At 62.7% G+C, this 24,616-nt stretch carries 24 protein-coding genes and 1 tRNA gene; 13 read left to right on the top strand and 12 right to left on the bottom strand.

All coding sequences use genetic code 11. The annotated features are described in order from the left end of the window. The 4 genes from BO74_RS17195 to BO74_RS17180 all read right to left on the bottom strand — a co-directional run. Positions 1-1,280: TRAP transporter large permease (locus BO74_RS17195; RefSeq protein WP_496442924.1), on the bottom strand; the 1,280-nt coding region annotated here is incomplete at its 3' end. Further along, positions 1,277-1,885 (bottom strand): TRAP transporter small permease, encoded by a 609-nt coding sequence (locus BO74_RS17190; RefSeq protein ID WP_496442923.1) that lies wholly within the window; start codon positions 1,883-1,885, stop codon positions 1,277-1,279. The genes BO74_RS17195 and BO74_RS17190, both read right to left, overlap by 4 nt. 137 nt (positions 1,886-2,022) lie before the next feature. Then, complete coding sequence (locus BO74_RS17185) at positions 2,023-3,030, bottom strand: TRAP transporter substrate-binding protein (protein ID WP_496443977.1); 1,008 nt, start codon at positions 3,028-3,030, stop codon at positions 2,023-2,025. A 46-nt stretch (positions 3,031-3,076) separates the two neighbouring features. Further along, positions 3,077-3,784 carry a FadR/GntR family transcriptional regulator gene (locus tag BO74_RS17180; protein ID WP_496443975.1) on the bottom strand — a complete coding sequence of 236 codons (708 nt, stop codon included), beginning with the start codon at positions 3,782-3,784 and terminating at the stop codon, positions 3,077-3,079. Positions 3,785-3,976: 192 nt separating this feature from the next. Here BO74_RS17180 and BO74_RS17175 point away from each other — a divergent pair, with 192 nt between their 5' ends. Next, positions 3,977-6,157 carry a dihydroxy-acid dehydratase domain-containing protein gene (locus BO74_RS17175; protein ID WP_496443973.1) on the top strand — a complete coding sequence of 727 codons (2,181 nt, stop codon included), beginning with the start codon at positions 3,977-3,979 and terminating at the stop codon, positions 6,155-6,157. A gap of 43 nt (positions 6,158-6,200) precedes the next feature. Here the strand turns inward: BO74_RS17175 and proB are convergent, their stop codons facing one another. The 4 genes from proB to rplU form a co-directional block, all read right to left on the bottom strand. Beyond that, positions 6,201-7,319, bottom strand: coding sequence for a glutamate 5-kinase (gene proB / locus BO74_RS17170; RefSeq protein ID WP_496443983.1), 1,119 nt, complete (start codon positions 7,317-7,319; stop codon positions 6,201-6,203). A 13-nt stretch (positions 7,320-7,332) separates the two neighbouring features. After that, on the bottom strand, positions 7,333-8,415 hold the full coding sequence (gene cgtA, locus BO74_RS17165) for an Obg family GTPase CgtA (protein WP_496443971.1): 1,083 nt from the start codon (positions 8,413-8,415) through the stop codon (positions 7,333-7,335). Between the two features lie 81 nt (positions 8,416-8,496). After that, a complete protein-coding gene (gene rpmA, locus BO74_RS17160) occupies positions 8,497-8,760 on the bottom strand; it encodes a 50S ribosomal protein L27 (RefSeq protein WP_496443969.1) in 264 nt (87 codons plus the stop codon). 18 nt (positions 8,761-8,778) lie between these two features. Next, positions 8,779-9,090, bottom strand: a complete 312-nt coding sequence (rplU, locus tag BO74_RS17155) for a 50S ribosomal protein L21 (RefSeq protein WP_305075399.1) — start codon at positions 9,088-9,090, stop codon at positions 8,779-8,781. Positions 9,091-9,248: 158 nt separating this feature from the next. Between rplU and ispB the strand changes: the two genes are divergently transcribed. The 6 genes from ispB to ampD all read left to right on the top strand — a co-directional run bounded on the left by ispB (position 9,249) and on the right by ampD (position 14,227). Further along, the gene (gene ispB / locus BO74_RS17150) at positions 9,249-10,217 is read left to right on the top strand and encodes an octaprenyl diphosphate synthase (RefSeq protein ID WP_496443967.1); all 969 of its coding nucleotides are present in this window, start codon (positions 9,249-9,251) and stop codon (positions 10,215-10,217) included. A gap of 18 nt (positions 10,218-10,235) precedes the next feature. Next, positions 10,236-10,312: transfer RNA gene (locus BO74_RS17145), tRNA-Pro, on the top strand. Between the two features lie 143 nt (positions 10,313-10,455). After that, positions 10,456-10,683, top strand: coding sequence for a PP0621 family protein (locus tag BO74_RS17140; RefSeq protein WP_496443965.1), 228 nt, complete (start codon positions 10,456-10,458; stop codon positions 10,681-10,683). Positions 10,684-10,689: 6 nt separating this feature from the next. Then, on the top strand, positions 10,690-12,276 hold the full coding sequence (locus BO74_RS17135; RefSeq protein WP_496443963.1) for a two-component system sensor histidine kinase NtrB: 1,587 nt from the start codon (positions 10,690-10,692) through the stop codon (positions 12,274-12,276). Beyond that, entirely contained in the window at positions 12,276-13,658 is a 1,383-nt protein-coding gene (locus tag BO74_RS17130; RefSeq protein WP_496443981.1) for a sigma-54-dependent transcriptional regulator, read from the top strand. The genes BO74_RS17135 and BO74_RS17130 overlap by 1 nt, the downstream gene beginning before the upstream one ends. Positions 13,659-13,672: 14 nt before the next feature. Then, a complete protein-coding gene (gene ampD / locus BO74_RS17125; protein ID WP_496443979.1) occupies positions 13,673-14,227 on the top strand; it encodes a 1,6-anhydro-N-acetylmuramyl-L-alanine amidase AmpD in 555 nt (184 codons plus the stop codon). A gap of 177 nt (positions 14,228-14,404) precedes the next feature. On the opposite strand, the gene BO74_RS17120 is transcribed toward ampD, so the two are convergent. Together BO74_RS17120 and BO74_RS17115 are read right to left on the bottom strand one after the other, a co-directional pair. Further along, positions 14,405-15,136 (bottom strand): hypothetical protein, encoded by a 732-nt coding sequence (locus BO74_RS17120; RefSeq protein WP_496443961.1) that lies wholly within the window; start codon positions 15,134-15,136, stop codon positions 14,405-14,407. Positions 15,137-15,264: 128 nt separating this feature from the next. After that, positions 15,265-16,173 carry a LysR family transcriptional regulator gene (locus BO74_RS17115; RefSeq protein ID WP_496443959.1) on the bottom strand — a complete coding sequence of 303 codons (909 nt, stop codon included), beginning with the start codon at positions 16,171-16,173 and terminating at the stop codon, positions 15,265-15,267. 221 nt (positions 16,174-16,394) lie between these two features. Between BO74_RS17115 and BO74_RS17110 the strand changes: the two genes are divergently transcribed. The 3 genes from BO74_RS17110 to BO74_RS17100 all read left to right on the top strand — a co-directional run bounded on the left by BO74_RS17110 (position 16,395) and on the right by BO74_RS17100 (position 21,754). After that, positions 16,395-21,062 (top strand): NAD-glutamate dehydrogenase, encoded by a 4,668-nt coding sequence (locus BO74_RS17110; RefSeq protein ID WP_496443957.1) that lies wholly within the window; start codon positions 16,395-16,397, stop codon positions 21,060-21,062. A gap of 111 nt (positions 21,063-21,173) precedes the next feature. Then, complete coding sequence (locus BO74_RS17105; protein WP_496443955.1) at positions 21,174-21,437, top strand: type II toxin-antitoxin system CcdA family antitoxin; 264 nt, start codon at positions 21,174-21,176, stop codon at positions 21,435-21,437. Next, positions 21,437-21,754 carry a CcdB family protein gene (locus tag BO74_RS17100; protein WP_496443954.1) on the top strand — a complete coding sequence of 106 codons (318 nt, stop codon included), beginning with the start codon at positions 21,437-21,439 and terminating at the stop codon, positions 21,752-21,754. Before BO74_RS17105 ends, BO74_RS17100 begins: the two co-directional genes overlap by 1 nt. A 10-nt stretch (positions 21,755-21,764) precedes the next feature. Here the strand turns inward: BO74_RS17100 and BO74_RS17095 are convergent, their stop codons facing one another. Together BO74_RS17095 and BO74_RS17090 are read right to left on the bottom strand one after the other, a co-directional pair. Continuing rightward, on the bottom strand, positions 21,765-22,334 hold the full coding sequence (locus BO74_RS17095; RefSeq protein WP_496443952.1) for a chromate transporter: 570 nt from the start codon (positions 22,332-22,334) through the stop codon (positions 21,765-21,767). Positions 22,335-22,342: 8 nt separating this feature from the next. Next, a complete protein-coding gene (locus BO74_RS17090; RefSeq protein ID WP_496443950.1) occupies positions 22,343-22,915 on the bottom strand; it encodes a chromate transporter in 573 nt (190 codons plus the stop codon). 173 nt (positions 22,916-23,088) lie between these two features. Between BO74_RS17090 and BO74_RS17085 the strand changes: the two genes are divergently transcribed. The 3 genes from BO74_RS17085 (at position 23,089) to BO74_RS17075 (ending at position 24,530) form a co-directional block, all read left to right on the top strand. Further along, positions 23,089-23,763 (top strand): transposase, encoded by a 675-nt coding sequence (locus BO74_RS17085; RefSeq protein WP_496443948.1) that lies wholly within the window; start codon positions 23,089-23,091, stop codon positions 23,761-23,763. A gap of 93 nt (positions 23,764-23,856) precedes the next feature. Further along, entirely contained in the window at positions 23,857-24,114 is a 258-nt protein-coding gene (locus BO74_RS17080) for a FitA-like ribbon-helix-helix domain-containing protein (protein WP_496443946.1), read from the top strand. Beyond that, complete coding sequence (locus BO74_RS17075) at positions 24,111-24,530, top strand: type II toxin-antitoxin system VapC family toxin (RefSeq protein WP_496443944.1); 420 nt, start codon at positions 24,111-24,113, stop codon at positions 24,528-24,530. Before BO74_RS17080 ends, BO74_RS17075 begins: the two co-directional genes overlap by 4 nt. The last annotated feature ends 86 nt before the right edge of the window (positions 24,531-24,616 follow it).

The following is a 24,616-nucleotide window of genomic DNA, read 5'->3' as shown; positions in this document are numbered from 1 at the left end:
TACCGGGTCATCCACTGAAGCGGGACGAGGACGATGTCGGGGACGAGAATCAGGAGGATCATCACCCCGGTCTCGGCCAGGAGGAACGGCCAGACGCCCCACACCACCCGGGCCATCGGCATCTTCCCGACCGTGCTGATCACGTTCAGCACCGCGCCCACCGGCGGCGTCAGCAGTCCCAGACACTGGTTGAGGATGTACATCACCCCGAAATACACCGGGTCGATCCCCGCCGCCTTGACGATCGGGATCAGCACCGGGGTCATGATCAGGATGCTCGGCGTGAAGTCGAGCACGCAGCCCATCACCAGCCCGAGGAGCATCAGCACCGCCATCAGCAGGATCTTGTTGTCCATGAACGGGGTGAGCACTTCGCCGAGTTGCTGCGGGATGTTCACCGCGGTGACCAGCCAGGCCGAGACGGACGCTGCGGCGACCAGGAAGAGGACGATGGCCGTGGTCTTGGCCGCGGCGAGGAACAGGCCGTAGAGGTCCTTGATGCTGATCTCGCGGTAGATGAACAGGCCGACCACCAGCGAGTACCAGGCGGCAATGACCGCGGCTTCGGTCGGGGTGAAGAAGCCGGTCTTCAGCCCGCCGATGATGATCACCGGCAGGAGCAGCGCCCAGAAGGAGTTGCGGGTTTCGATCAGACGTTGCTTGAGCGGGATGCGCGGTTCGACGACGACGTCGTCCTTGCGGGCGATGACGTACCAGGTGGTCATGATCGCGGCGCCCATCAGGATGCCGGGGACGATGCCGGCGAGGAAGAGCTTGGCGATGGAGACCTGCCCGGAAACGCCGAGGAGGATCATGCCGATCGAGGGCGGTATGACCGGGGCGATGACGCCGCCCGAGGCGATCAGGCCGCCGGAGCGCGGGAGGTTGTAGCCGGCGCTTTTCATCATCGGCAGGAGGATGGCGGCCAGCGCGGCGGTATCCGCCACCGCCGAGCCGGACAGCGAGGCCATGATCACCGAGGCGATGACGGCGACGTAGCCGAGACCGCCCTTGATGTGCCCGACCCAGGCCATGGCGAGCTTGATGATGCGCCGGGTCATGCCGCCGGCGTTCATCAGTTCGCCGGCGAGCATGAAGAAGGGCACGGCGAGCAGCGGGAAGCTGTTGGCGCCGTCCCACATGTTCTGGACGATGATCTGCGGGTCGGTCATGCCGAGGTGGAGCATCAGGGCGAGTGCACAGCCGAGCAGGGCAAAGGAGATCGGCGTGCCGATGATGACGAAGAAGAGCAGTGCGGAAACGTAGATGATGAGGGTCATTTCTTTTCTCCGGCGTGGGCACGGGCCGCTTCTTCTTCGGCGGCCATCTCCAGGCCGACCTTTTCCAGTTCGCGCGCGGCGAGTTCTTCGGGGTCTTCGTCGTGGGTTTCGGCGAGCTCCTTGTCGGTGACCCGGCCGAGGGCGAGGCGAAGGAGGTTGGCGAACGCGATGAGCGTCAGCGCGGGACCGGCGATGTAGGTGACGCCGTAGACCCAGAGGGTGCTGATCTGCAGCACCGGCGAGGCGTTCTCGTAGATGATGTCGTGCAGCATGACGGTGCCGTAGGTGATGTAGATGCCGCAGACGAGCACGAGGGCCTGGGTGATGCCGTAGAAGAGTTTCTGCACCGGCCGCTTGACCATGTGCACGAACATGTTGACGTTGATGTGGGTGTTGGACTTCATGGCGACGACGGCGCCGCAGAAGGTGAGCCAGATGAACATGAAGCGCGGAATTTCTTCGGCGAAGTCGATGCCGCTGTTGGCAGCGATGCGCAGGAAGACGTTAACGCCGACGAGGATGAGCATGCCGATCATCATGAGCACCATGATGACTTCGAGCAGCCGGATGAAGCCGGCGGAGAGCTGGTCGAGGAGTCGTCCCATTGTGGTGTGTCCTGTGGCCGTGCGCAGCCCCGCGAGGGCGCGTACGGGATGTCAGATACGGGGAAAGAGAACCGGCCACCTCCCCACCCAAGGGGCCGAGGCACCTGCTGGGCAGGAGAGGGGCGTTTTACTGCGTCTTACTTGCCTGCGCGAACTTTGTCGATTTCGGCGTAGAAGCCCTTGATGAACTCTTCACCGATCTGCGGGGCGAACTTGGTAACGACCGGCTTGACCTTTTCCTGGATCTTGGCGAGTTCAGCCGGGGCGATTTCGTTAACCTTGACGCCGGCTTGTTCGAATTTGCCGATCACGTCCTTGTCGCCTTCGTCGAGCAGCTGGCGTTGCAGGAGCTTGGCTTCGTCAGCCGCTTTCTGGATGCCGGCCTTGTCGGCGTCACCGAGCTTGTCCCAGAATTTCGTGGAGACGACGAGCGCAACCGGGGTGTAGACGTGGTTGGTCAGGGAGATGAATTTCTGCACTTCCTGCATCTTATTCGACCACATGTGCACGAGGGGGTTTTCCTGGCCGTCGATGGCCTTGATCTCGAGCGCGGTGAACACTTCGGCGAAGGCCATCGGGACGGCGTTGGCGCCAATGGTCTTCCAGGTGTCCAGCGCCACGGGGTTGGCCATGACGCGGATCTTGAGACCGCTGATGTCGTCAAGCTTGGTGACCGGGCGCTTGCTGTTGGAGAGGTTGCGGAAGCCCATGCCGGTCCACATCAGGCCGTGCAGGCCGGTGCCGTCGAGCTTCTGGAAGATTTTCTTGGAGGATTCGCCGTCGAGCAGGGCGTACACTTCCTTGGTGTTTTCGAACATGAAGGGCAGGTCCCAGACTTGGACTTCCTTGATTCGGGTGGACAGCGGCGCGAGCGTGCCGATGTAGAACTCTTGCGTGCCGGCCTGGACCCCTTGCAGCTGCTTTTCGTCGCTGCCCAGCACCGCGCTGTGGAACGCCTTCAGTTGCACGTTGTTGTTGGTGTATTTGCCCACCAGTTCGACGAACTTGTTCATCGCCGCTGCTTGCGGATGACTGTCCGGCATCGCGTGGCCCACCTTGCCGCTGATCGCCGCAAGGGCGCTGCCCGCCGAGAACAGTCCTACCGCCCCAACCACCAACAGCTTCTTCAATGCAAATGATTTCATTTGTGACTCCTCGTAATGAATAAACAAACCACTGGACCAACGAAAATCAGCTACCAGCTCCTTCTGCCCTCTCAAGACCGGCAATCGCCCGGCTGGCCGTGCGGGTCACCATGCGTAGAGAGGCTTCCTCAGCCGCTTCCGGATTCTTGCGCCGGATAGCGTCAAAAAGATCGTGATGTTCCTTGATGGTGAGTTCCATGTGCTGAACTCCGGTCAAGAACGTGAAATCGAAAATAGCCCGCTGAAGAGCACCAACCGCGTCACTCAGCTGCTGAATGACGAGATTGTGCGAGGCAACCAGCACGGCACGATGGAACAGGATGTCTGCTTCCTGAAACACCTGGACATTCGCCAGGTTGGCCTCCATGCGGTTGAAATTCGCTTCGATCTGCACCAAATCAACGGCGGTCGCCCGCTCCGCAGCCCAACGCGAGATGGTCGGCTCGATCAGGCTGCGCACTTCGATCAGTGAGCGCACCAGCGAGGGATTCGCCCCTTTCTCGAGCACCCACTCCAGCACGTCAGCATCGAGATAGTTCCATTGCTCGGACGGCATGACGAACAGACCGCGATGACGTTGCGCGTCGATGAGCCGCTTGGTTGACAACACCTTGATGACCTCGCGCATGACGTTGCGCGAAGTGTCGAAACGTTCGCACAACTCGCTTTCGGAGGGAAGCGCCGACCCGGGGGCGAACTCGCCCTGGGCAATCTGCTTGCCGAACAGGCGTGTCAGTCGATCCGTCTTGGTCATATCCCTCGCTATTCCTCTCTCGGTCAATCATGATTTTTGTTTTTTTAGTTTGTCACCCCATATGGGACAAAGTCAACACAATTGTAGTACAAACTATAAACAGTGTATTACAATGAACTTCGATAACCGCTACAATCAGCGCCCGATCAGCGTCCGATTCCGGCGCGCCGCCACTCTGCGAATGGAGCACACATGACCCCCGCCGCCCCCATCAATCCTGAATTCGCCGACCTTTTCGTCAACGAGACACTGAACCCGTATCGCGCCTGTATCCAGGGACTGGCCAACGAACCCTGTACGGTCCAGGCGTTATTGAAGCGTGCGCACGATTTCCTGCACGACGAGGCCGACTATCTCGGCCTCGGAGACATTTCACAAACGGCGATCGTCGAACGCCTGGTGGCGAACCGGCCGCGCATCAGCATCATCCAGGGGTCGGCCGACCACCCCGCGCATCTCTTTGACTACGAGCATACTTTGCGCGCCGCGGCACGCATCTGGCAGAACGGCGGCGTGCCGTTCACCTTCGGTATCCCGGTCATCTGCGACGGCACCGCCCAGAGCAACATCGGGCAAAGCTACTCGCTGGCTTCGCGCAACCACACGGCGATGGCGGTAAACATCAACTTCGAGGGACACAGCTATCACGCCGCGTACGTAATCTCCGGCTGCGACAAGACGCCGACCGGGATTCTCTCCGGCCTGGCCGCCGCCGACCGCGCCCGCCGCGAACCCGAGCGCGGCACCGCGCCGGTGTGGGCGGTGTTCGTCCCGGCGCACGTGCTCAAGGGCGGCAGCATTCCGAAGAGCACGCGCAAGAAGCTGCAGGACATCCAGGACGCCGCCCGCGCCGCCGGCGACCCGCAACTCGCCGACGACATCGAGGAAAACTGCCACTACATCCTGCAATGCTCGTCCGACGAGGCGTTCCTCGGCATGCTTACCCGCGCCGTCGAGCAGCACCTGATCGACCAACCCGCTGCTGACGCGATCCTCAACGAACTCGCCGCCGCCACCTGCGACGACAAGGGCGGCATCTGCGCCTTCAACGGTACCGGCAACTCGTCACGGACGCTGGTTTCCGCCCTCGGTTTCGTGCCGGAAGGATCGGAACTGCTGGTGGATGAAGCCCCGACTGCGCTGGTTGCCCGCAACGTCGACCAGTTGTTCCGCATGATAAACAAGCCGGAATACGCCGTTTGCGAGATTCTCAAGCACAACTACGGCAACGCGGTGCGCATCCACAACGCCACCGGCAGTTCGAGCAACCTGATGCTGCACATGCCTTGCGTGATGCGCCATGCCGGCTTCGATGTCTCGCTGTTCGATTACGAGAAAATCCGTAACGCGCACCCCGTCCCGGACATCTTCGCGCACAGCCTGACAGAAGGACGCGACACTTTCGTCCTCGCCGAACAGGCGCGCGCCGGCCTGCATCACGGCATGACCAGCCTGTACAAGGTACTCAAGGATCTCGACGTGCCGATGAACTGGGATGCTCCGACGGTCACCGGAAAGACCTGGGGCGAGCGCATCGCCGCCATCCCCGAGGCGGTTTCGCCGGCCCTGCCGCAGGAGCGCTCAGTAATCCGCATCAAGCCGATCCGCGACATCTCGGGCACCGACATCATGCGCGGCAACTTCTTCTCGTCCTGCACGCTGAAGGTCGCCGGCATGTCCACCGACTCGTACAACCGCTTCAACGGCAAGATTTTCCTGGTGCGTTATTACGAGAACGAGACGCTCTGCACGAACGACTTGCGCTCGAGCAACCTGGTCGACACGCTTTGCAAGATGCCTGAGCTGACGCCGCAGATGCTGGCCGCCTTCCGCAAGTTCAACAACGCACCGGCCGATGAAGACGTATTGGCAATGGTCAACAACGGCACGCTGGCATTCGCCTTCGTTATCGCCGGACAGGGGCCGAAAGCCTTCGGCATGCCGGAGATGTTTGCGCCGAGCCAGTACCTGAAGCACCACGGCGTGGTAGAACGCACCTCGGTGATGATCACCGACGGCCGCTACTCAGGCGTTACCAAGGGCGCCTGCGTTGGTCACATGGTTCCCGAAGTCTTCGAGGGCGGCGGCATCGGCACCCTGATGAGCGGCGATCTGCTGTGGATGCGCCTTACCGACCGGCGCATCGACCTGATCGACAAGGACGCCTTCCTGAACGGCAGCGTCGTCCCGCTCGAAGGCGCTCCGTTCGAGGAGCGCAAGGAACTGCTGGCTAGCCGCCAAGCAATGATCGAGAAGCGCCAGCGGCAAGTCGCCGCGTGCAACCTGCTCGACAACGTTTCGAATGCCGAATTCGGCGTCGTGCCGATGGCGGTGCACCGCCGCGCGACGATTCCGTGGTCGTTCCCCTACTGATCTCCCAATTGCCCCGGTGACTCACCGGGGCAATTTCCCGGAATCAGCAAACCACCAGGTTGTCGCGATGAATCATTTCGGGCTCGTCGAGATAGCCCAGGATACCCTCGATTTCGCAGCTCGCATGACGCGCAATCCGCCGTGCGTCACTGCTGCCGTAGTTGATCAGGCCGCGCGCCACCTCCTGCCCCAGCACTGAAACACAGGCCACGGCCGCACCCCGCTCGAATTCCCCCTGCACTTCGACGACGCCGATCGGCAGCAGGCTCTTCCCTTCGCCGAGCGCCTTGACCGCGCCATCATCGAGCACCAGGCGGCCGTTGAGCTGCAGGTGGTCCGCCAGCCACTGCTTTCGCGCGTTGAGCGTCTGCATTTCCGAAACCAGCAGCGTACCGACCGACTCTCCCCGAACCAGCCGCGGCATCACGTTCTGTTCCCGCCCGCTGGCGATGACGGTGTGCGCGCCGCTATTGGCCGCCCGCTTGGCGGCGATTACCTTGGTGATCATGCCGCCGGTACCGATGCGCGTGCCGGCCCCTCCGGCCATCGCCTCCAGCGCCGGATCGCCCGCCTGCGCCTCGGAAATCAGCGTCGCCTGCGGATCCTTGCGCGGGTCGGCCGTGTACAGCCCCTGCTGATCGGTCAGGATCACCAGACAGTCGGCCTCGACCAGGTTGGCGACCAGCGCCCCCAGCGTATCGTTGTCGCCGAACTTGATTTCGTCGGTGATCACCGTGTCGTTTTCATTGATTATCGGCACCACACCGAGCGACAGCAGGGTGGTCAGCGTCGAACGCGCGTTGAGATAACGCTTGCGGTCGGCCAGATCCTCGTGCGTCAGCAATACCTGCGCCGTGTGCAGCCCGTACGCCGAGAACGCGCTTTCATAGACCTGAACCAGACCCATCTGCCCGACCGCGGCGCACGCCTGCAGGTCATGCACGGCGCTCGGCCGCTTCTCCCAGCCCAGCCGCTGCATGCCGCAGGCGATCGCCCCGGACGACACCAGCACGACTTCCCGGCCCTGCTCGCGCAATTCGGCAATCTGCCGCGCCCATTCGCGAATGGCAACCGTGTCGAGGCCCTCGCCGTTGTTGGTGACCAGCGCCGAGCCAACCTTGATGACCAGTCGTTTCGCCTCGGCGATGCGTGTCGTGTTCATAGCCATTTTTAACTCAATCGGTTTCCAAATCGTCGGGGAAGTACTCGTCAACGGGACTCTCGACCGCAAACTCCAGCGGCGCCAACGTATCCAGCGCCTCCTGCAGGGCATAGACCAGCGGCCGGCAGCCATCGCCACTGATGGCGCTGATCCGGAAGCACGGCGTTCCCTCGGGGGCGGCATAGGCCTGAAGAAACTCCTCAACGCGGCGGTCGCGTTCGTCTTCGGGGACCAGGTCGAGTTTGTTGAGCACCAGCCAGCGGGGCTTGGCCGCCAGTTCCGGATTGTATTTCTCCAGTTCGCCCACGATGGCATGCGCATCGCGAACCGGATCGGCCTCGGGATCGAGCGGCGCCAGATCAACGATATGCAGCAGCACGCGCGTGCGGGAAAGGTGCTTCAGGAAGCGGATGCCCAGCCCGGCGCCTTCCGCTGCCCCTTCGATCAGCCCGGGAACATCGGCGATGACGAAGCTCTTGTTCTCGCTGACCCGCACCACCCCCAGATTCGGGTGCATCGTGGTGAACGGATAATCAGCCACCTTCGGACGCGCCGCGGAAACGGAACGGATGAACGTGCTCTTTCCGGCATTCGGCAGGCCAAGCAGGCCGACATCGGCCAGAACGCGCAACTCGAGGCGCAGGTCACGCTCCTCGCCTGGCTCACCCTTGGTGCATTGCCGCGGCGCCCGGTTGGTGCTCGACTTGAAATGGATGTTGCCAAGGCCGCCCTTGCCGCCCTTGGCGATTTTTACAGTCTGGCCGTCATGCGCCAGATCGGCGACGACCTGCTGGGAGTTGATGTCGGTAATCACCGTCCCGACCGGGACGCGCATAACGATATCCTTGCCCCCCCTGCCGTAACAGCCGGCAGACGCGCCATTCTCGCCGCGCGGGGCAATGAACTTGCGGGTGTAGCGGTATTCGACCAGCGTGTTGATGTTGCGATCGGCGATCACCTGCACGCTGCCGCCACGCCCGCCATCACCGCCGTCCGGACCGCCTTCCGGCTCGTATTTCTCCCGCCGGAACGAGACGACACCATTGCCGCCGTCGCCGGCGGCGACGTAAATCTTCGCCTCGTCGATGAATTTCATGAAATATCCTCTACAAACGAAAAAGCCCTACCGCAAGGATAGGGCTTCCATTGCCGCCGGAGCGGACCGACCGTCGCCCGTTCAGGCTGCCGCAGGAACGATGCTCACGGTACGTTGACGCTTTGCACCCTTGAGCGCGAAAGCGACGTGTCCGTCGACCAGCGCAAACAGGGTGTGATCCTTGCCGATACCGACACCGACGCCCGGGTGGAACTGGGTACCGCGCTGACGGACCAGGATATTGCCGGCCAGGACCAGTTGACCGCCGAAGCGCTTGACGCCGAGGCGTTTCGACTCTGAGTCGCGGCCGTTACGGGAACTGCCGCCTGCTTTTTTGTGTGCCATGTTTCAGTTTCCTTTCCGTTAGGCCGAAATACCGTCGATGCGGATTTCAGTGTAGTTCTGACGGTGGCCCTGATGCTTCTGGTAATGCTTGCGACGACGCATCTTGAAGATCTTGACCTTGTCGTGACGGCCTTGCGAAAGCACAGTAGCCTTGACCGATGCCCCTGCCACGAGCGGCGCGCCGATTTTCACGGACTCGCCCTCGCCGACCATGAGCACCTGATCGATCGTGACTTCTGCGCCAACTTCTGCCGGTATCTGTTCTATTTTCAGTTTTTCGCCAGCGGCAACGCGATACTGCTTGCCACCGGTTTTTATGACCGCGTACATGTTGGACTCCAGAGAACTAAAAAAGTGAAGCGAAGAACCGCGCATTATACGTATTTCCCCTGCCAAGTCAAAGAGTTCGGAAACATGGCCGCACCGTCGTCTTGACGCCACTTCGGCCGCCCCATAACATCTCGCGATTTCCTTGAAAGTGACACGCGTTGAAGCTCGAGCAACTGTATAAACTGATCAGTCCCGACATGCAGGCCGTTGACGCGGTGATCCGCCAGCGACTGCACTCCGACGTCGCGCTCGTCAGACAGGTGGCCGAGTACATCATCAGCGCCGGCGGAAAACGTCTGCGCCCCGCGCTCGTGCTGCTCAGTGCCGGCGCGCTCGGCTACCAGGGCACCCGGCACCACGAACTGGCCGCGATCGTCGAACTGATCCACACTTCCACGCTGCTGCACGACGACGTCGTCGACGAATCCGACCTGCGGCGCGGCCGCGAGACGGCCAACGCGCTGTTCGGCAACGCCGCCAGCGTGCTCGTCGGCGACTTCCTCTATTCACGCACCTTCCAGATGATGGTCGACATCGGCAACATGCGGGTGATGAGCGTCCTCTCCGACGCCACCAACGTCATCGCCGAGGGAGAAGTGCTGCAACTGATGAACTGCCACGACGCCGACGTCGATCAGGAGCGCTACCTCCAGGTCATCCGCTACAAGACGGCCAAGCTGTTCGAAGCCGCCTCCCGACTCGGCGCGATCATCGCCGGCGCCGACGCGGAAACTGAACAGTACCTGGCCGACTACGGCACCCACCTCGGCACGGCCTTTCAACTGATCGACGACGTACTCGATTATTCCGGCGCCGAAGGCGAGACCGGAAAACATCTCGGCGACGACCTCGCCGAAGGCAAGCCGACGTTGCCGCTGATCCACGTGCTGACCCACGGCTCGCCTGAACAACGCGACTGCGTACGCAGCGCCATCGAGAACGGCGGCCGCGATGACTTCCCTGCCGTACTGGCGGCAATTCATGCCACCGGCGCGCTGGAGCACACGAAAAAGCAGGCCAAGGTGGAGGCCGATCGTGCCGCTGCATCAATAAATGCTCTTTCCGCTTCCCCTTACAAGGAATCTTTGTTAGAATTGTCGGCCTTCGCAGTTGCACGGTCTTATTAGCAGCCGCAAGCTTTCGGTCGGGGCGTAGCTCAGCCTGGTAGAGTACTACGTTCGGGACGTAGGAGTCGGAGGTTCGAATCCTCTCGCCCCGACCAACATACAAAAAGCCGCGATGCGGCTTTTTTGTTTTCAGCCGTCCTTGCTGGCCTGCCAGGAAACATGCGGCAACCGCCATTTCGCGGCCCGGCAGATGACGCCTTCTGCTATTCTTCGCGGAATCAGACCCTCCGCCGACTTCATGAAATACCTGCTCCTTTTCGCGCTGCTGTTCCTCGTTCTCTGGATCATGCGCAAGAACCGGGAGCGCACATCGACGCCTCCACCTCCCGCGGCGCGGCCGCCCGAAAGGATGGTTTCGTGCGCACATTGCGGCGTCAACCTGCCGCTCAGCGAAAGCGTGCGCTCGGGAAACCGTCATTATTGCTGCCTCGAACATCTCCGCTCCGACGAAGCACGAGGGCATTGATCCGCCATGAATTCTTCCGGTGCGACCAAGCCGATGCAGCTTTCGGACATCCACTGGAAGTCGCTGCGTTACTTCAGCATTTACCGTCTGTGCATCGCCGCCCTGCTGTTTGCCTCGTCGCTGCCCCGCTCGTCGTTTTTTTCATTGCTGAGCCTCAACAAGAACCCCTTCCAGATTGAAATCACCGGGGTCTACGTCCTCATCGCCCTCGTTTCCGTCCTGGTACTGCACTTCCATCGGCATCATTTCAATCGCCAGGTCAGCCTGCAGGTCGTGACCGATGTCATGGTGCTGACCCTCCTCGCCCATACCGGCGGCGGATTGAAAAGCGGCATGGGCGTCATGTTGCTGGTTTCCCTCGCGGGCGCCGGACTGGTCGGACAGGGGCGGCTGGTATTGTTCTACGCTGCCGTCGCCACGATCGCCATACTCGGCGAGCACATGGCGCGCGCCATGTCCAGCGATCTCGAAGTAGTCGACTTTTTCGAAGCGGGGCTGTTCTGCACCGGTTTCTTCGCCGTCGCCATTTCCGCCCGCCTGTTGGCCAACCGGGTCATCGCCAACGAGGAACTGGCGCGCAAGCGCGGCGAGGAACTGCGGAACCAGACCGTGATCAGCCAGCACATCATCGAGGAGATGCAGGATGGCGTGCTCGTGCTCGATCGTCAGGGACACATCAAGCAAAGCAATCCGCGCGTGGAGCGCCTGCTGGGTCTCGGCAACCCGACGGGACGCGAACTGGAAACGTACTCGACGGAATTGGCGCAGGGATTCCGTCGCTGGTGCGAGCATGAACACGCCGACCCGGTCATGGTCCGCGCCCCGGCGAGCGGCATGCAGTTGCAAGCACGCTTCGTCAATGCCGCCAGCCCGCAGCGCGACGTCCTCGTTTTCCTGGAAGATCTGAGCCGGCTCCAGGAGCGGGCCCGTCAACTGAAGCTCGCGGCGCTGGGACGCCTGACGGCAAACATCGCCCACGAGATCCGCAACCCGCTTTCGTCGATCAAGCATGCCGGCGAACTGCTGCGCGAAGAAACGAGCAACCCGACCGAGGAACGTCTCCTGCGCATTGTCATCGACAACGCGCAGCGGGTGGAAAACATCGTCAGCGACGTTCTGCAGCTTGGCCGGCGCGACCGCGCCCACCGCGAACAGATCAACCTGCGGCAGATGCTGCCGCTGTTCGTCGAGGAATTCATGCTCAAGGAAGAAGCACCGGACGGCCTCGTCGCCACGAACATCGAGGGCCGTGGCACGCTTCTTTTCGATCGCTCGCACTTCACGCAGGTGCTGTGGAACCTCGTCGGCAACGCGCTGCGCCATTCGCAGAAGGCGACCGGAAGCATTCGCATCCGGATCAACGACGCGGCTCACGACGACCGCGTCGAACTGCATGTCATCGACGATGGCCAGGGGGTGGACGAATCGCTGCGCGAGCAGATCTTCGAACCATTTTTCACCACGCACAGCCGCGGCACCGGACTGGGACTCTACATCGCCCGGGAACTGTGCGACGCCAACGGCGCGCACCTGGACCTGAGCCACACGGCGGCCGGCGCCGACTTCTGCATTTCCGGAAGGAGCATCGAGTGATTTCAGAGAAAAACGAGCGACGACGCGGCGAACTGCCGCGCGTTCTGGTCGTCGACGACGAGGAAGACATCCGCGAACTGCTTGACCTGACTCTCGCCCGGATGGGGCTCTCCGCCGATTGCGCGGGCAGTGTCGCCGAAGCGCGGCGGTTTCTGGAGAAGGAGCGCTACAGCCTGTGCCTGACCGACATGCGCCTCCCCGACGGCGAAGGGCTGGACATCGTTCGCCTGATCGGCAGCCGCTACGGTGAAACGCCGGTGGCGGTGATCACGGCTTTCGGCAGCGCCGACAACGCCGTCGCCGCCCTCAAGGCCGGCGCGTTCGATTATCTGGCCAAGCCGGTCGCGCTCGACCAGCTGCGCACGCTGATCAAATCCGCGATCAATCTCCCCTCCGCCACCGCTACCGCTGAGCGTCCGGCCGGCCAAGGAACGGGGACATCGGGGCAACTGATCGGCACCTCGTCGGCGATCGCTGCCGTGCGCGAAACCATCGGCAAGCTCGCGCGCAGCCAGGCGCCGGTCTACATTTCCGGCGAATCGGGAAGCGGCAAGGAGCTGGCGGCACGGCTCATCCACCAGCAGAGCTCGCGGCACACCGGGCCGTTCATCCCGGTCAACTGCGGCGCCATCCCCGAAAACCTGATGGAAAGCGAGTTCTTCGGCTACCGCAAGGGAGCCTTCACCGGCGCCGACAGTGACCGCGAGGGCTTCTTCCACGTGGCCAACGGCGGCACGCTCTTTCTCGACGAGGTCGCCGACCTGCCGCTGGCCATGCAAGTCAAGCTGCTGCGCGCGATTCAGGAAAAGAAGGTGCGCAAGGTCGGCAGCGCCGTCGAGGAAAGCGTCGACGTGCGCATCGTGTCGGCCACGCACCGCAAGCTCAAGGACTGCGTCGACGCCGGCTCCTTCCGCCAGGATCTGTACTATCGCCTGAATGTCATCGAACTGAAGATGCCGCCATTGCGCGAACGACAGGAAGACATACCGCCGCTGGTCGACGCGTTGCTCGCCCGCATCTGCACGGGCCACAGCCCGACGCTTTCGGATGACGCGATGCAGGCGCTCTGCAACTACAGTTACCCTGGCAACGTCCGGGAACTCGAAAACGTTCTCGAACGGGCCACGGCACTCTGTCTGGACGACCGGATAGCACCGGACGATCTACAACTCGCCACCGACGCCCCGATCGGCGACGACCCCAGCGGCCACCCCGGAGAAACGCTCGACGACCATCTGAACCGCGTCGAACGCCAAGCCATCCTCGACGCGCTCGGGAAAACCGGCTTCAACAGGACGGCGGCCGCCCGACTGCTGGGGATCACCTTCCGCTCGCTGCGCTACCGTATCGAGCGGCTGGGTATCGAGGAGCACGCGGGATGACCCCGTTTTCCGCAATGGAGGCGGGTTGGATTCCCGGAATCCCGCACATCGTCTCACCCAATCAGGACGAGCGCACTGGCGGCGAACCCCCCTCGCTGATCGTGGTGCATGCCATCAGCCTCCCGCCTGCGCACTTCGGCAGCGACGACATCGCCCGCCTGTTCACCAACACGCTCGACCCGGCAGCGCATCCCTACTTCACCACCATCAACCACCTGAAAGTCTCGGCGCACTTCCTCATCCGCCGGGATGGTGACGCGATTCAATTCGTCTCGTGCGACAAACGGGCCTGGCATGCGGGCGTGTCGTGCTGGCGCGATCGCCAACGATGCAACGATTTCTCCATCGGCATCGAACTCGAAGGATGCGACGACCGCCCCTTCGAAGAGGTGCAATACGAATGCCTGCAGGACATGATCCGGAGATTGCAGCAGCACTATCCGATCGAAGCACTGACGGGACATTCGGATATTGCCCCCGGGCGCAAGACCGACCCGGGGCCCTTTTTCCAGTGGCACCGGCTTTCCCTTCCGGGAATTCCCCCGCGCTGGACACCGGCAACGGCATAGACCGGCGTCATTCACGCAGGTCGTTTTCCGGCAAGCGTATCGTTCTCGCCACACATCGCGCGCAGCCACCAAAAAAACGCCGGCTCCGCCTTGCTCCGCCCGTTCGCGGTTACTAGAATCTGCCGTGTCTGGCGACTCGCCGGAAGCAAGTACCAGCGCTCGTTGCCTGCTCAGGATTCAGTCAGCGCGAATGCGCCCCGCATTCGCCTGTTGAATGGCCCGGGCACCCCGGACCGAAGTCATGCAGCTCCCCACAACCCGCACACTGAGGCGAACACAGAAGGAGGTTGATATGGCAACAAGCGCGAAAAAATCCCCGCCCGACGAAAAACCGGCAGCAAAGAAACGCAGCACCTCGAAGGCGTCCACAACCAAGGCTGCGGTCGCAAAACCCGGCGTGAAGAAAGCGGCCACCCCGAAAGCCGTAACCGCCAAGCCCACCCCGACGAAAGCCGCTGCGGCCAAGCCGGCAGCAAAGAAGGCTGCGGCATCCAAGACCGCCACAAAGAAAGCGCCAGCGAGCAAAGCCGCACCCGCAAAACCCGTAGAAAAGAAAGCAGCACCGCCGAAGGCGGCCACCGCGAAACCTGCGACAAAGAAAGTCGCCGCAGCCAAGAAGCCCGCCGCCAAAACCACGGCAGCGAAACCCGCAGCCCCTGCCCCCGCCAAAAGTGCCGTGAAGAAGACCGCGGCCCCCAAGGCCACACCGGTAAAGCCGGCAGCCAGGAAAGCCGACACCCCCAAAGCCAAGGCAACCAAAGCCGCCAAGCCAGCGTCGGTGAAAGCCGCCACCAAGGCGCCGGCGAAGAAAGCCAAGACCGCACAGGAAAAGCCGCCTTCACCAGCCACGGCGAATGCAACCCCGCGCCCATCGACCGCGGCCGCCCCCGGCAAAAGATCAGCGCTCAACCCGACGGGCGCCTGGCCGTTCCCGACCGGATCACGCCCGAAATAAGGGAGCGTTCAGCCGCGACGGGGCTGCCGCAGGAGCACCCCGTCCGGCTTCTCTTTGCAGTATCCGCAGCGAGCCCCCGCGATCAGAGCGCGTCCTGCTCCCGGTAGATTCTCGCCTGCTCGCGCAGCCAGGTACAAAAAGCCTGCAGCGACTCGGACTCCATCTTGTCCTCGGGGTACACGAGGTAATAGCTGCGCTGGTTGTGCAGAACCTGCGGACACGGCACTACCAGCTCGCCCGAAGCGATTTCCTTCAGGACAAAAAAGCGCGGCATCAGCGCGACGCCGAGGCCCGCCTTCGCCGCCTCGACGAGCATGGCGAACACCTCGTAGCGCGACCCGCCCATGGCATTGACGTTCGACAGCCCCGCCAGCTCGAACCACTCCCGCCAGGCATCAGGGCGCGACGACTGGTGCAACAAGGGCATCTTTTCCAGATCGGCAGGCTCCACCGACGTCCGCCCCTTCAGCAATTGCGGCGTGCACACCGGCACCATTTCCTCGCCGAACAGGTACTCGGTAATCGCGCCCGGCCACACCGGATCGCCGAAGTGGATCGCCGCATCGAACGGCGTATCGATGAACATGAACGGTTCGTTGCGCGTCGTCAGATCGAGCGTGATCTCCGGGTTGTGCGCCTGGAAATCCGCCAAACGCGGGATCAGCCAGCGACTGGCGAAGGTCGGGATGACCGCCAGTTCGAGCACCCGCCCGGCATTGCGGTGCGCCATCAGCGACAGGGTATCGTGCTCGATCCGCTTCAGGTTCTCGCGCACCTGCCGCGCGTAGATCTGCCCGGCCGAGGAAAGCGTCACACGCTTCTTCACGCGATTGAACAACTGCACGCCCAGGTAATCTTCCAGGGCGGAAATCTTCCGGCAGACGGCGCTTTGGGTCAGGGACAACTCCTCGGCGGCACGCGTGAAGCTCTGGTGCCTCGCCGCCGTTTCGAAGGCAACGAGGAGATCCGTGCCGGGAATTTTTCTGCGCATGCCAATATTCCGAATCAGAACAATCTGGTGAATATACATCGTTTGCCATTGACTGGAAACGTGCAAAGAATGGGCTACGTTTAATAAACGATCGTTGATGAAGTCATTTAACCGAAGCTTATGAATCATCCCTGTTTTTAATCACTGTTTTCAATTACCACGCGCCCCGGCCGAACCCACCGGTTTGCCATGCCGGCATCTCGCCGGGCGAGGAGACAAGAATGCTCAATGAGTCGAATTTCTCCAGCAGCCTCCAGCGGAACCTTCGTGAAATTTCCGAACGACAGAAGATTTCCCCCGCGCTGACCGATCATCTGGCGAGCTATTTCGCCGACATCGACGCCGACAATTTCGGCGACGCCCGTCTCGAAGAACTGCACGGCGGCGCCATCCAGCACTTCCGTCTCGGCCAGGCGCGCATCCCGGACCAAGCCGCCGTCGCCCTCTACACGCCCGACTTCGACCGCCACGGCTGGCACTCGCCGCACACGGTCATCGACATCGTCACCGACGACATGCCCTTCCTCGTCGATTCGGTCACCATGGTCATCTTCAACAAGGGGCTGGTCATCCACCGCCTGCTCCACCCGGTTCTCGGCATCGCGCGCGACGAACAGGGCCGCCATCTGCGCAGCGCCCCGCGCGGCACGCCAGGCACCCGCAACGAATCGTGGATCCACCTGGAAATCGACCGGATCGGCGATACGCAACAACAGCAGGCGCTGCAGGAAGAGATCGTGCAGGTCCTCGCCGACATCCGCGCCTCGGTCGAGGACTTTGCCGCGATGCGCGAGCGCGTCACCTCGGCGATCAACGATCTTGCAGCCCAACCGGCGGAGGACACTGCGGAAATCAGCGATTTCCTGCGCTGGACGTCGAGCGAGAACTTCGTCTTCCTCGGCTATGCCCACTACGCCGTGAGCGGCGACGAACTGGCACGAACGCCGGACGGCGGCCTTGGTCTGCTGCGTCACGCCGACCATCCGCGCTTCGGCCACTGCCGGGCAGGCATCCCCAGCAAGCTCGCCGATGTCGAAAAACTCCCGTCGGCGCTGACCCTGGTCAAGGCCGACGCGCGCTCAATCGTCCATCGCTCGGGCTACCTCGACTTCATCGGCGTCCTGCAACGTGACACCGCCGGCCGCATCGTCGGCCAGCACGTCTTCGTCGGCCTCTACGCGGCGCACGTCTACCATATTTCCACCAGCGAGATTCCCGTCGTGCGCGGCAAGGTCGCGGCGGTGCGCGCCGCCTTTGGCTTCGTTCCTGGCGGACACAACGACAAGACGCTGCGCAACATCCTCGAAACCTACCCGCGCGACGAACTGATCGAAATCGACATCGCCGACCTGCAGCGCATCGCACACGGCATCGTCATGCTCCACGAACACCAGCGCGTCCGCGTCTTCCTGCGCAACGACCGCTGGTGCCGCTACGTCTCCGCGCTGATCTACACCCCGCGCGACCGGCTCGACACGACGAGAAGGCAGCGCATCACCGGCCTCATCCGCGACACGTTGCAGGCCGAAAGCGTCGACTTCTTCCTGACCGTCGGCGAATCGCGCATGGCACGCCTGCATCTGATCGCCCGCACCCCCGACGGGCGTTGCAACGAGTACGACGAGGACGCCATCGAGCGAGACGTCGCCCGCATCGTCCGTGGCTGGCAGGACGAACTGCAGCACAACCTCGTCGAGCATTACGGGGAGGACTTGGGCAATGCCCTGCTGCGGCGTTACGGCGCCTCCCTGCCGCTGGCCTATCAGGACCAGGTGCCGCCGAGTTCGGCCGTCTCCGACCTGGAGCGTCTGGAAGCCGCCGAGCGCAGCGGCCGCATCGAGATCAAGCTCAACGCCCCCTACGGTGATGACGGTTCGCACCAGCACATCAAGCTGTTCTTCAAGGGCCAGCCGCGACCGCTCTCGACGATTCTGCCGGTCTTCGAGAACCTCGGACTGACCGTGCTCTCCGAACAGCCGTTCCGGCTCGCCGAACAAGCGTTGCATATCGCCGACTTCGCCGTGCAACTGCCGGCGTCAGACGCGCTGGACGACGAGTCCGCCCGCCACGCCTTCCTCGAACTCGTTGAGAAGCTGCTGCGCAACGAGGCCGAAAACGACGGTTTCAACCGCCTGGTTCTGCTCGCCGGTCTCGACGGCCGCCGCGTCGCCATCCTGCGTGCCTACGGCCGCTACCTGCGCCAGGCCGGCCTGCCGTTCAGCCAAGTCTATATCGAGCGCTGCCTGTCCAGTCACCCGCAGATCGCCCGCCTGCTCTCCGACCTGTTCGACGCCCGCTTCGACCCGAACGGCAGCGACGAATGCGCCGAAGCGGTCGACCGCGAACTGGCTGCTGCCCTGTCGCAAGTCAGCAACCTCGACGACGACCGCATCCTCTCCGGCTACCGCACCGTCTTCCACGCCACCATGCGTACCAACGCCTGGCTGACCGACGCCAAGGGCCAGCCGAAGGACTACCTGTCGTTCAAGATCTCCTCGAAGCTGATTCCCTTCCTGCCCAAGCCGGTGCCGCTCTACGAAATCTTCGTCTACAGCCCGCGCATGGAAGGCATCCACATGCGCGGATCAAGCGTCTCCCGCGGCGGCCTGCGCTGGTCCGACCGCATGGAGGACTACCGTACCGAGGGCCTCGCGCTGGTCAAGGCGCAGATGGTCAAGAACGTCGTCGGCGTGCCGCTCGGCGCCAAGGGCTGCTTCGTCGGCAAACGCCTGCCGCCCGCGAGCGAGCGTGACGCCTGGCTGGCCGAAGGCATCGCCTGCTACCAGATCTACATCCGCGGCCTGCTCGACGTTACCGACAACCTGATCGGCGGCAAGATCGTCCCGCCGGAGCACGTGCGCCGTCATGACGGCGACGACCCCTACCTCGTTGTCGCCGCCGACAAGGGCACCGCAACCTTCTCCGACTACGCCAACGCCATCGCCATCGAGTACGGCTTCTGGCTCGGCGATGCGTTCGCCTCCGGCGGCTCGGCCGGTTACGACCACAAGAAGATGGGCATCACCGCCCGCGGCGCGTGGGAAGCCGTCAAGCGCCACTTCCGCGAACTTGGCCGCGACACCCAGAGCGAACCATTCACCGCGGTCGGCATCGGCGACATGTCCGGCGACGTTTTCGGCAATGGCCTGCTGCGTTCCGACCAGACGCTGCTCGTCGCCGCCTTCGACCACCGACACATCTTCCTCGACCCGAATCCCGATCCGGCGAAGAGCTTCGCCGAGCGGCAGCGCCTGTTCGACCTGCCGCGCTCGTCGTGGGAGGACTACGACAAGGCGCTGATTTCCGAAGGCGGCGGTATCTGGCGGCGTGACGTCAAGAGCATCCCGCTCTCGCCGCAGATTCGTGCACGGCTGGGCGTCGATGCCGAGCAGATGACGCCGAACGAACTGATGAGCGCCATCCTCAAGGCGCCGGTCGATCTGCTCTACAACGGCGGCATCGGCACCTATTTCAAGGCCAGCAGCCAGAGCCACCAGGACGCCAACGACCGCGGCAACGACGCCATCCGCGTCGACGCCAGCGACCTGCGCACCAAGGTCGTCGGCGAAGGCGGCAACCTCGGCTTCACGCAGAAGGCGCGCATCGAGTACGCGCTGAACGGCGGCCTGATCTACACCGACGCGCTCGACAACTCGGCCGGCGTCGGCACCTCCGACCACGAGGTCAACATCAAGATCCTGACCTCCAGCCTGCTGCAGAGCGGCGACATGACGCTCAAGCAACGCGATGCCCTGCTCGCGTCGATGACCGACGACGTCGGCCGCCGGGTGCTGGTCGACAACTACCAGCAGACGCAGGCCGTCTCGCTCGAAGCCACCTACGGGCGCGACCTGCTCAACGCGCACGGGCACTGGATCCGCCACCTCGAAGCCAAGGGCGGACTCAACCGGGCCATCGAGTTCCTGCCCGACGAGAAACACCTCATCGAGCGCGCTCAGATGGGCCTCGGCCTCACCGCACCAGAAATCGCCGTTGTCCTCGCCTACACGAAAATCTATCTGAAGCAGGCCATCCTCGACTCGTCACTGCCCGACGCACCGGCTTTCCAGCCGCTGCTCGTCGGCTACTTCCCCGATGCGGTCGCGGAAAAATGCGCTGCGCAGATTCCGTCGCACCCCCTGCGGCGGGAAATCATCACCACCCAGATCGTCAGCCGCCTGGTCAACCGGATGGGCACCACTTTCGTCCAGCAGGTCGGCGATGAGACCGGCGCCGACCTGGAGCAGATCGTTTCGGCGTGGTACGCCGCCTGCGAACTGCTCGGCGCCGAGGCGTTGTGGAAAGAGATCGAGGCGCTCGACCTGAAGATTCCGTCGCCGCAGCAGATGGCCTTGATGATCGCGGCGCGCGAGATGGTCAGCGCGGCCACGCGGCAACTCCTCGCGTCGCAAAGTGCGTGCGCCGGAATCACCGAAATGATCGCCGCCTACCGCGATGCGCTTGCTCAGACCATCGCCGAAGCGCGAACCGGCAAGGAAGGTATAGAGGCCATCACCGCCCTGCTCGACGCCCGGGCACGCATCGTCGGAGTCATCGAACTTGTCGATCTCGCGCGCAGCGGCAACCAGCCGCTCGCCGAGGTGGCCAGCGCCTGCGCCGGACTCGACACCAGCCTCGACCTCGGCTGGCTCGGCAACGCCATTGCCAACCTCCCTGCCGGAAACCGCTGGCAGGCCCGCGCCCGCGCGCAACAGGCCAGCGACCTGCGCGCATTGCGTCAGGCACTCCTCCAGCGTGGCCCGCTTGAGTCAGCGGTGGTAAATGCCGGCCGCGCCGTGGTCGAGGAACTCAAGCGCAACGCGCCGCAAGATCTGGCGATGCTCTCCGCTGGGCTGATCGAACTCAAGCGGATATTGCTCACGGCCTGATCTGGCGCGGCACGGCAAACCGGATGGCGAACACGTCATCCGGTTTTTTTGTCGCTCGCGATCAAATGCGCGCCAAACTATGCGCACCAAAGATGCGCATGGGGAAAAGAGATGCCTGCATTGCATGCCACCACCAACCGCCGAGGGTCTGCCGGACGAAAGAAGGCCACCAACCTCAGCCTCAGCGCCGATGTCCTCGACGCGGCCAGAAACCTGAACATCAATATCTCACAGGCGTGCGACGATTACTTGCGCGAACTCGTGCGGTGCGAACAACAACGACGCTGGCGCGAAGACCATGCCGAATTCATCGCCGCGTACAACGCCACGATAGAAACCGACAACTTGCCCCTGGACGAGTGGAGGACCTTCTGATGGCCCGATTTGACGTTTACGCCAACCCCGGCGTACACGCCAGGACGACCCCCTACCTTCTCGACGTACAGAGCGACCTGCTCGACGGCCTGGATAGCCGCATGGTGATTCCCCTGCGTTGCCTGGAGCATTTTCCGAAAATCCCCCTGCCTGCCCGTTTAATCCCGGTACTGCAGATAGAAGGCAAGAGCTATCTGCTGGAAACGCCAAAGATGGCAGCTGTCCCCCGAAAAATCCTCAAGACACCGATTACCTCGTTGGCGGCAGAACACATCCACATCACGGCCGCCCTCGACTTTCTCTTTCAGGACTACTGAAGAACGCCGCTCACACCCACCCCAACGCCCCCAGCAGCGCCCCGGCGCCGAGCAGCCACAGCAGGTGAATCCGGGTGCGCCAGACGATCACCGTCGTCACCGCCGTCAGCAGCCACAACGGCCACGCCTCGATCGAACTACCCTGCGCGCGTGCCATGATCCAGCCGGTAGCGATGAGCAGGGCGATCGCCACCGGGGCCATTCCCAGCTTGAAGGCGCGCACGATACGTCGCTCGCGGTTGCGCTGCCCCCAGCGCGAAGCAAAAAAGACGAGCACGCTGCTCGGTAGGAGCATCCCGCTCATCGTCAGGAACGCCCCCAGCAGCGCGGAGCCGTACCCGCCCGCGTTGATCCCCACGTTCCAGCCCATCAGCGCCACGAACAGCACGTTCGGCCCCGGCGCAGCCTGCGCCAGCGTGATCGATGCGGTGAATTGCGAGTCAGTCAGCCAACCCTGGCGCTCGACCAGATAGCGGTGCATTTCCGGCAAGGTGCTGAACGCCGCCCCGACCGCCATCAACGACAGCGCCAGGTAATGGCTGAACAGCGCAAGCCAGTCGCTCCACGTAAAATCGAGCACGATTGCGCTCACCGTCGCGCTTTCCCGAGTTTCCGGTAGGCCAGCAGGCAACCCGCGACGCCGGGACCGAGCAGGATGGCGAACAACGGAAAACGAAGCAGCGCGACGCCAACAAAACTGGCGCCGCCGAGAACGACACACCACGCCAGCCCCAACGGATTGCCCTTCAGCGCACTGGCCAGCCGAAACCCGGCGGCGAGGATCAACCCCGCGGCCACCGCCGCCATCCCGCGCAACGCGCCGACGGCCACCGGATGCGCACCGTAGCGCGCATACAAGACCGCCAGTGCGAGAACCACCAGCGTCGGCACGCACAACATCCCGGCCAGCGCCACCAGAGCACCACGCCAGCCGAAATAGCGGCTACCGACGATGAGACAGAGGTTGACGACATTCGGCCCGGGCAATACCTGCGCCACCGCCCACTCCTCGATGAACTCCTCCTGCGTCAGCCAGCGCTTGCGCACGACCAGTTCATGCTGCACCACGGCAAGGACGCCGCCAAAGCCCTGCAAGGCCAGCACAGTCAGGGTACAAAAGAGATCCCGCAACGAATTCGGGCGTGTAGGCACATCGGGCATCGCAGCCATGCACAGGAGAGTTCAAGGAGGGCAAAAATAACAGGGAACACGAAAACACGCACGGGAAAATAGCAGAAAACAGGGGACAGACCACGGTTTATAATCTACTACGCCAGCGTCATCGAGATCCGATCATGCCCCGTCGCCCACGTCTCTCACTTCCAAACGTACCGATGCACCTGATCCAGCGCGGCAACAACCGCCAGGCCTGCTTTTTCGCCGACGAAGACTATCGTTTCTATCTGGACTGGCTGCGCGAATATGCAAGCAAGACCGGGTGCCGCGTTCATGCGTACGTACTGATGACCAACCATGTACACCTGCTGGTATCCACCGAGTCAAATGATGGCGTCGGCGCGTTGATGAAATTGTTGGGGCAACGGTACGTGCAATACGTGAATCGTTACTATCGGCGCTCCGGCACCCTCTGGGAAGGCCGCTTCCGCTCTTGTCTCACACAGGAGGACGACTACCTGCTGGCGTGCCAGCGGTACATTGAACTGAACCCGGTTCGCGCCGGAATGGTCGAGCATCCGGCAGAGTACCGCTGGTCGAGTTACCGCGCGAACGCCCAAGGCGAAAGCGATCCCCTTATCGTGCCACATGACCTCTACCTCTCGCTCGCCAGCGATCCTCTATCGCGCCAGTCCGCTTATAGAGAACTGTTTCGCCATTCGCTGGAGCCCGGCCTGGTAGACGCCATCCGCAAGGCAACGAACGGAAACTACGTCCTGGGGAATACTCGCTTCAGCGACCACATCGCGACGATGCTCGGCCGACGCGCAAAACCGGGACAATCCGGGCGACCAAAAAAACAGGACGAACCGAAATCGCTTGACCTGCTCTGAAACCGTAGCCTGTCAGCGTTTTTACGGGAAATTGCGCCAATGCTTGCATTTTGATAATCTGCAAGCAGATCTTTCATCGAGAGGTTTTGCAAGATGCCATCTGTTACAGTCCGGAATGTACCCGACGAGGTGCATCGAGCCATCCGCGTGCGAGCCGCTCAACACGGCCGCAGCATCGAGGCCGAAATGCGCGACATCCTGGAATCCGCCGTGAAACCGCAAGGACGGATCAAGCTGGGTTCACTGCTGGTCGAAATCGGTCGCAAGGTCAAGCTGACTGACGAAGAGTTCGCCATCTTCGAAAGCGTGCGCGACAAAGCCCCTGCCCGTGCAGCGAGCTTTGAAGAATGATCTTGCTCGACACGAACGTAATTTCCGAGCCGCTACGCCATACGCCCGAGCCCCACGTCGTCGCATGGATAGACGCACAACCCCTGGAAACACTCTACCTGTCCGCGATGACCGTGGCCGAACTGCGCGCTGGCGTAGCGTTATTGCCAGCCGGGAAGCGCCAACTAGCGCTGCATGAGGGCCTCGAAAAAAGAGTACTGCCGATGTTCGCAGGGCGCGTGCTGCCATTCGATCTGGCTTGCACGAATACCTATGCCGAACTCCTGGCGAGGGTTCGCAAGGCTGGCAATGCAATCGGGACGGCTGATGCCTGCATCGCAGCGGTCGCCATCGCTAACGGTTTTGCCGTCGCCACCCGCGACACAAGCCCCTTCCTGGCTGCTGGTCTAGCCGTTATCAACCCGTGGCAGACGTGAGAGACTGGGCTGCAATCGCGGTCTGTCGTCCGAGAAAACGAAAGTATCCGGAATCGCTTGACCTGCTCTGAAACCGTGGTCTGTCC

This window comes from Propionivibrio pelophilus DSM 12018 (assembly GCF_059569095.1).
Note: the sequence above shows the minus strand (reverse complement) of the source record. Positions and strands in the feature narration are given on the sequence as shown.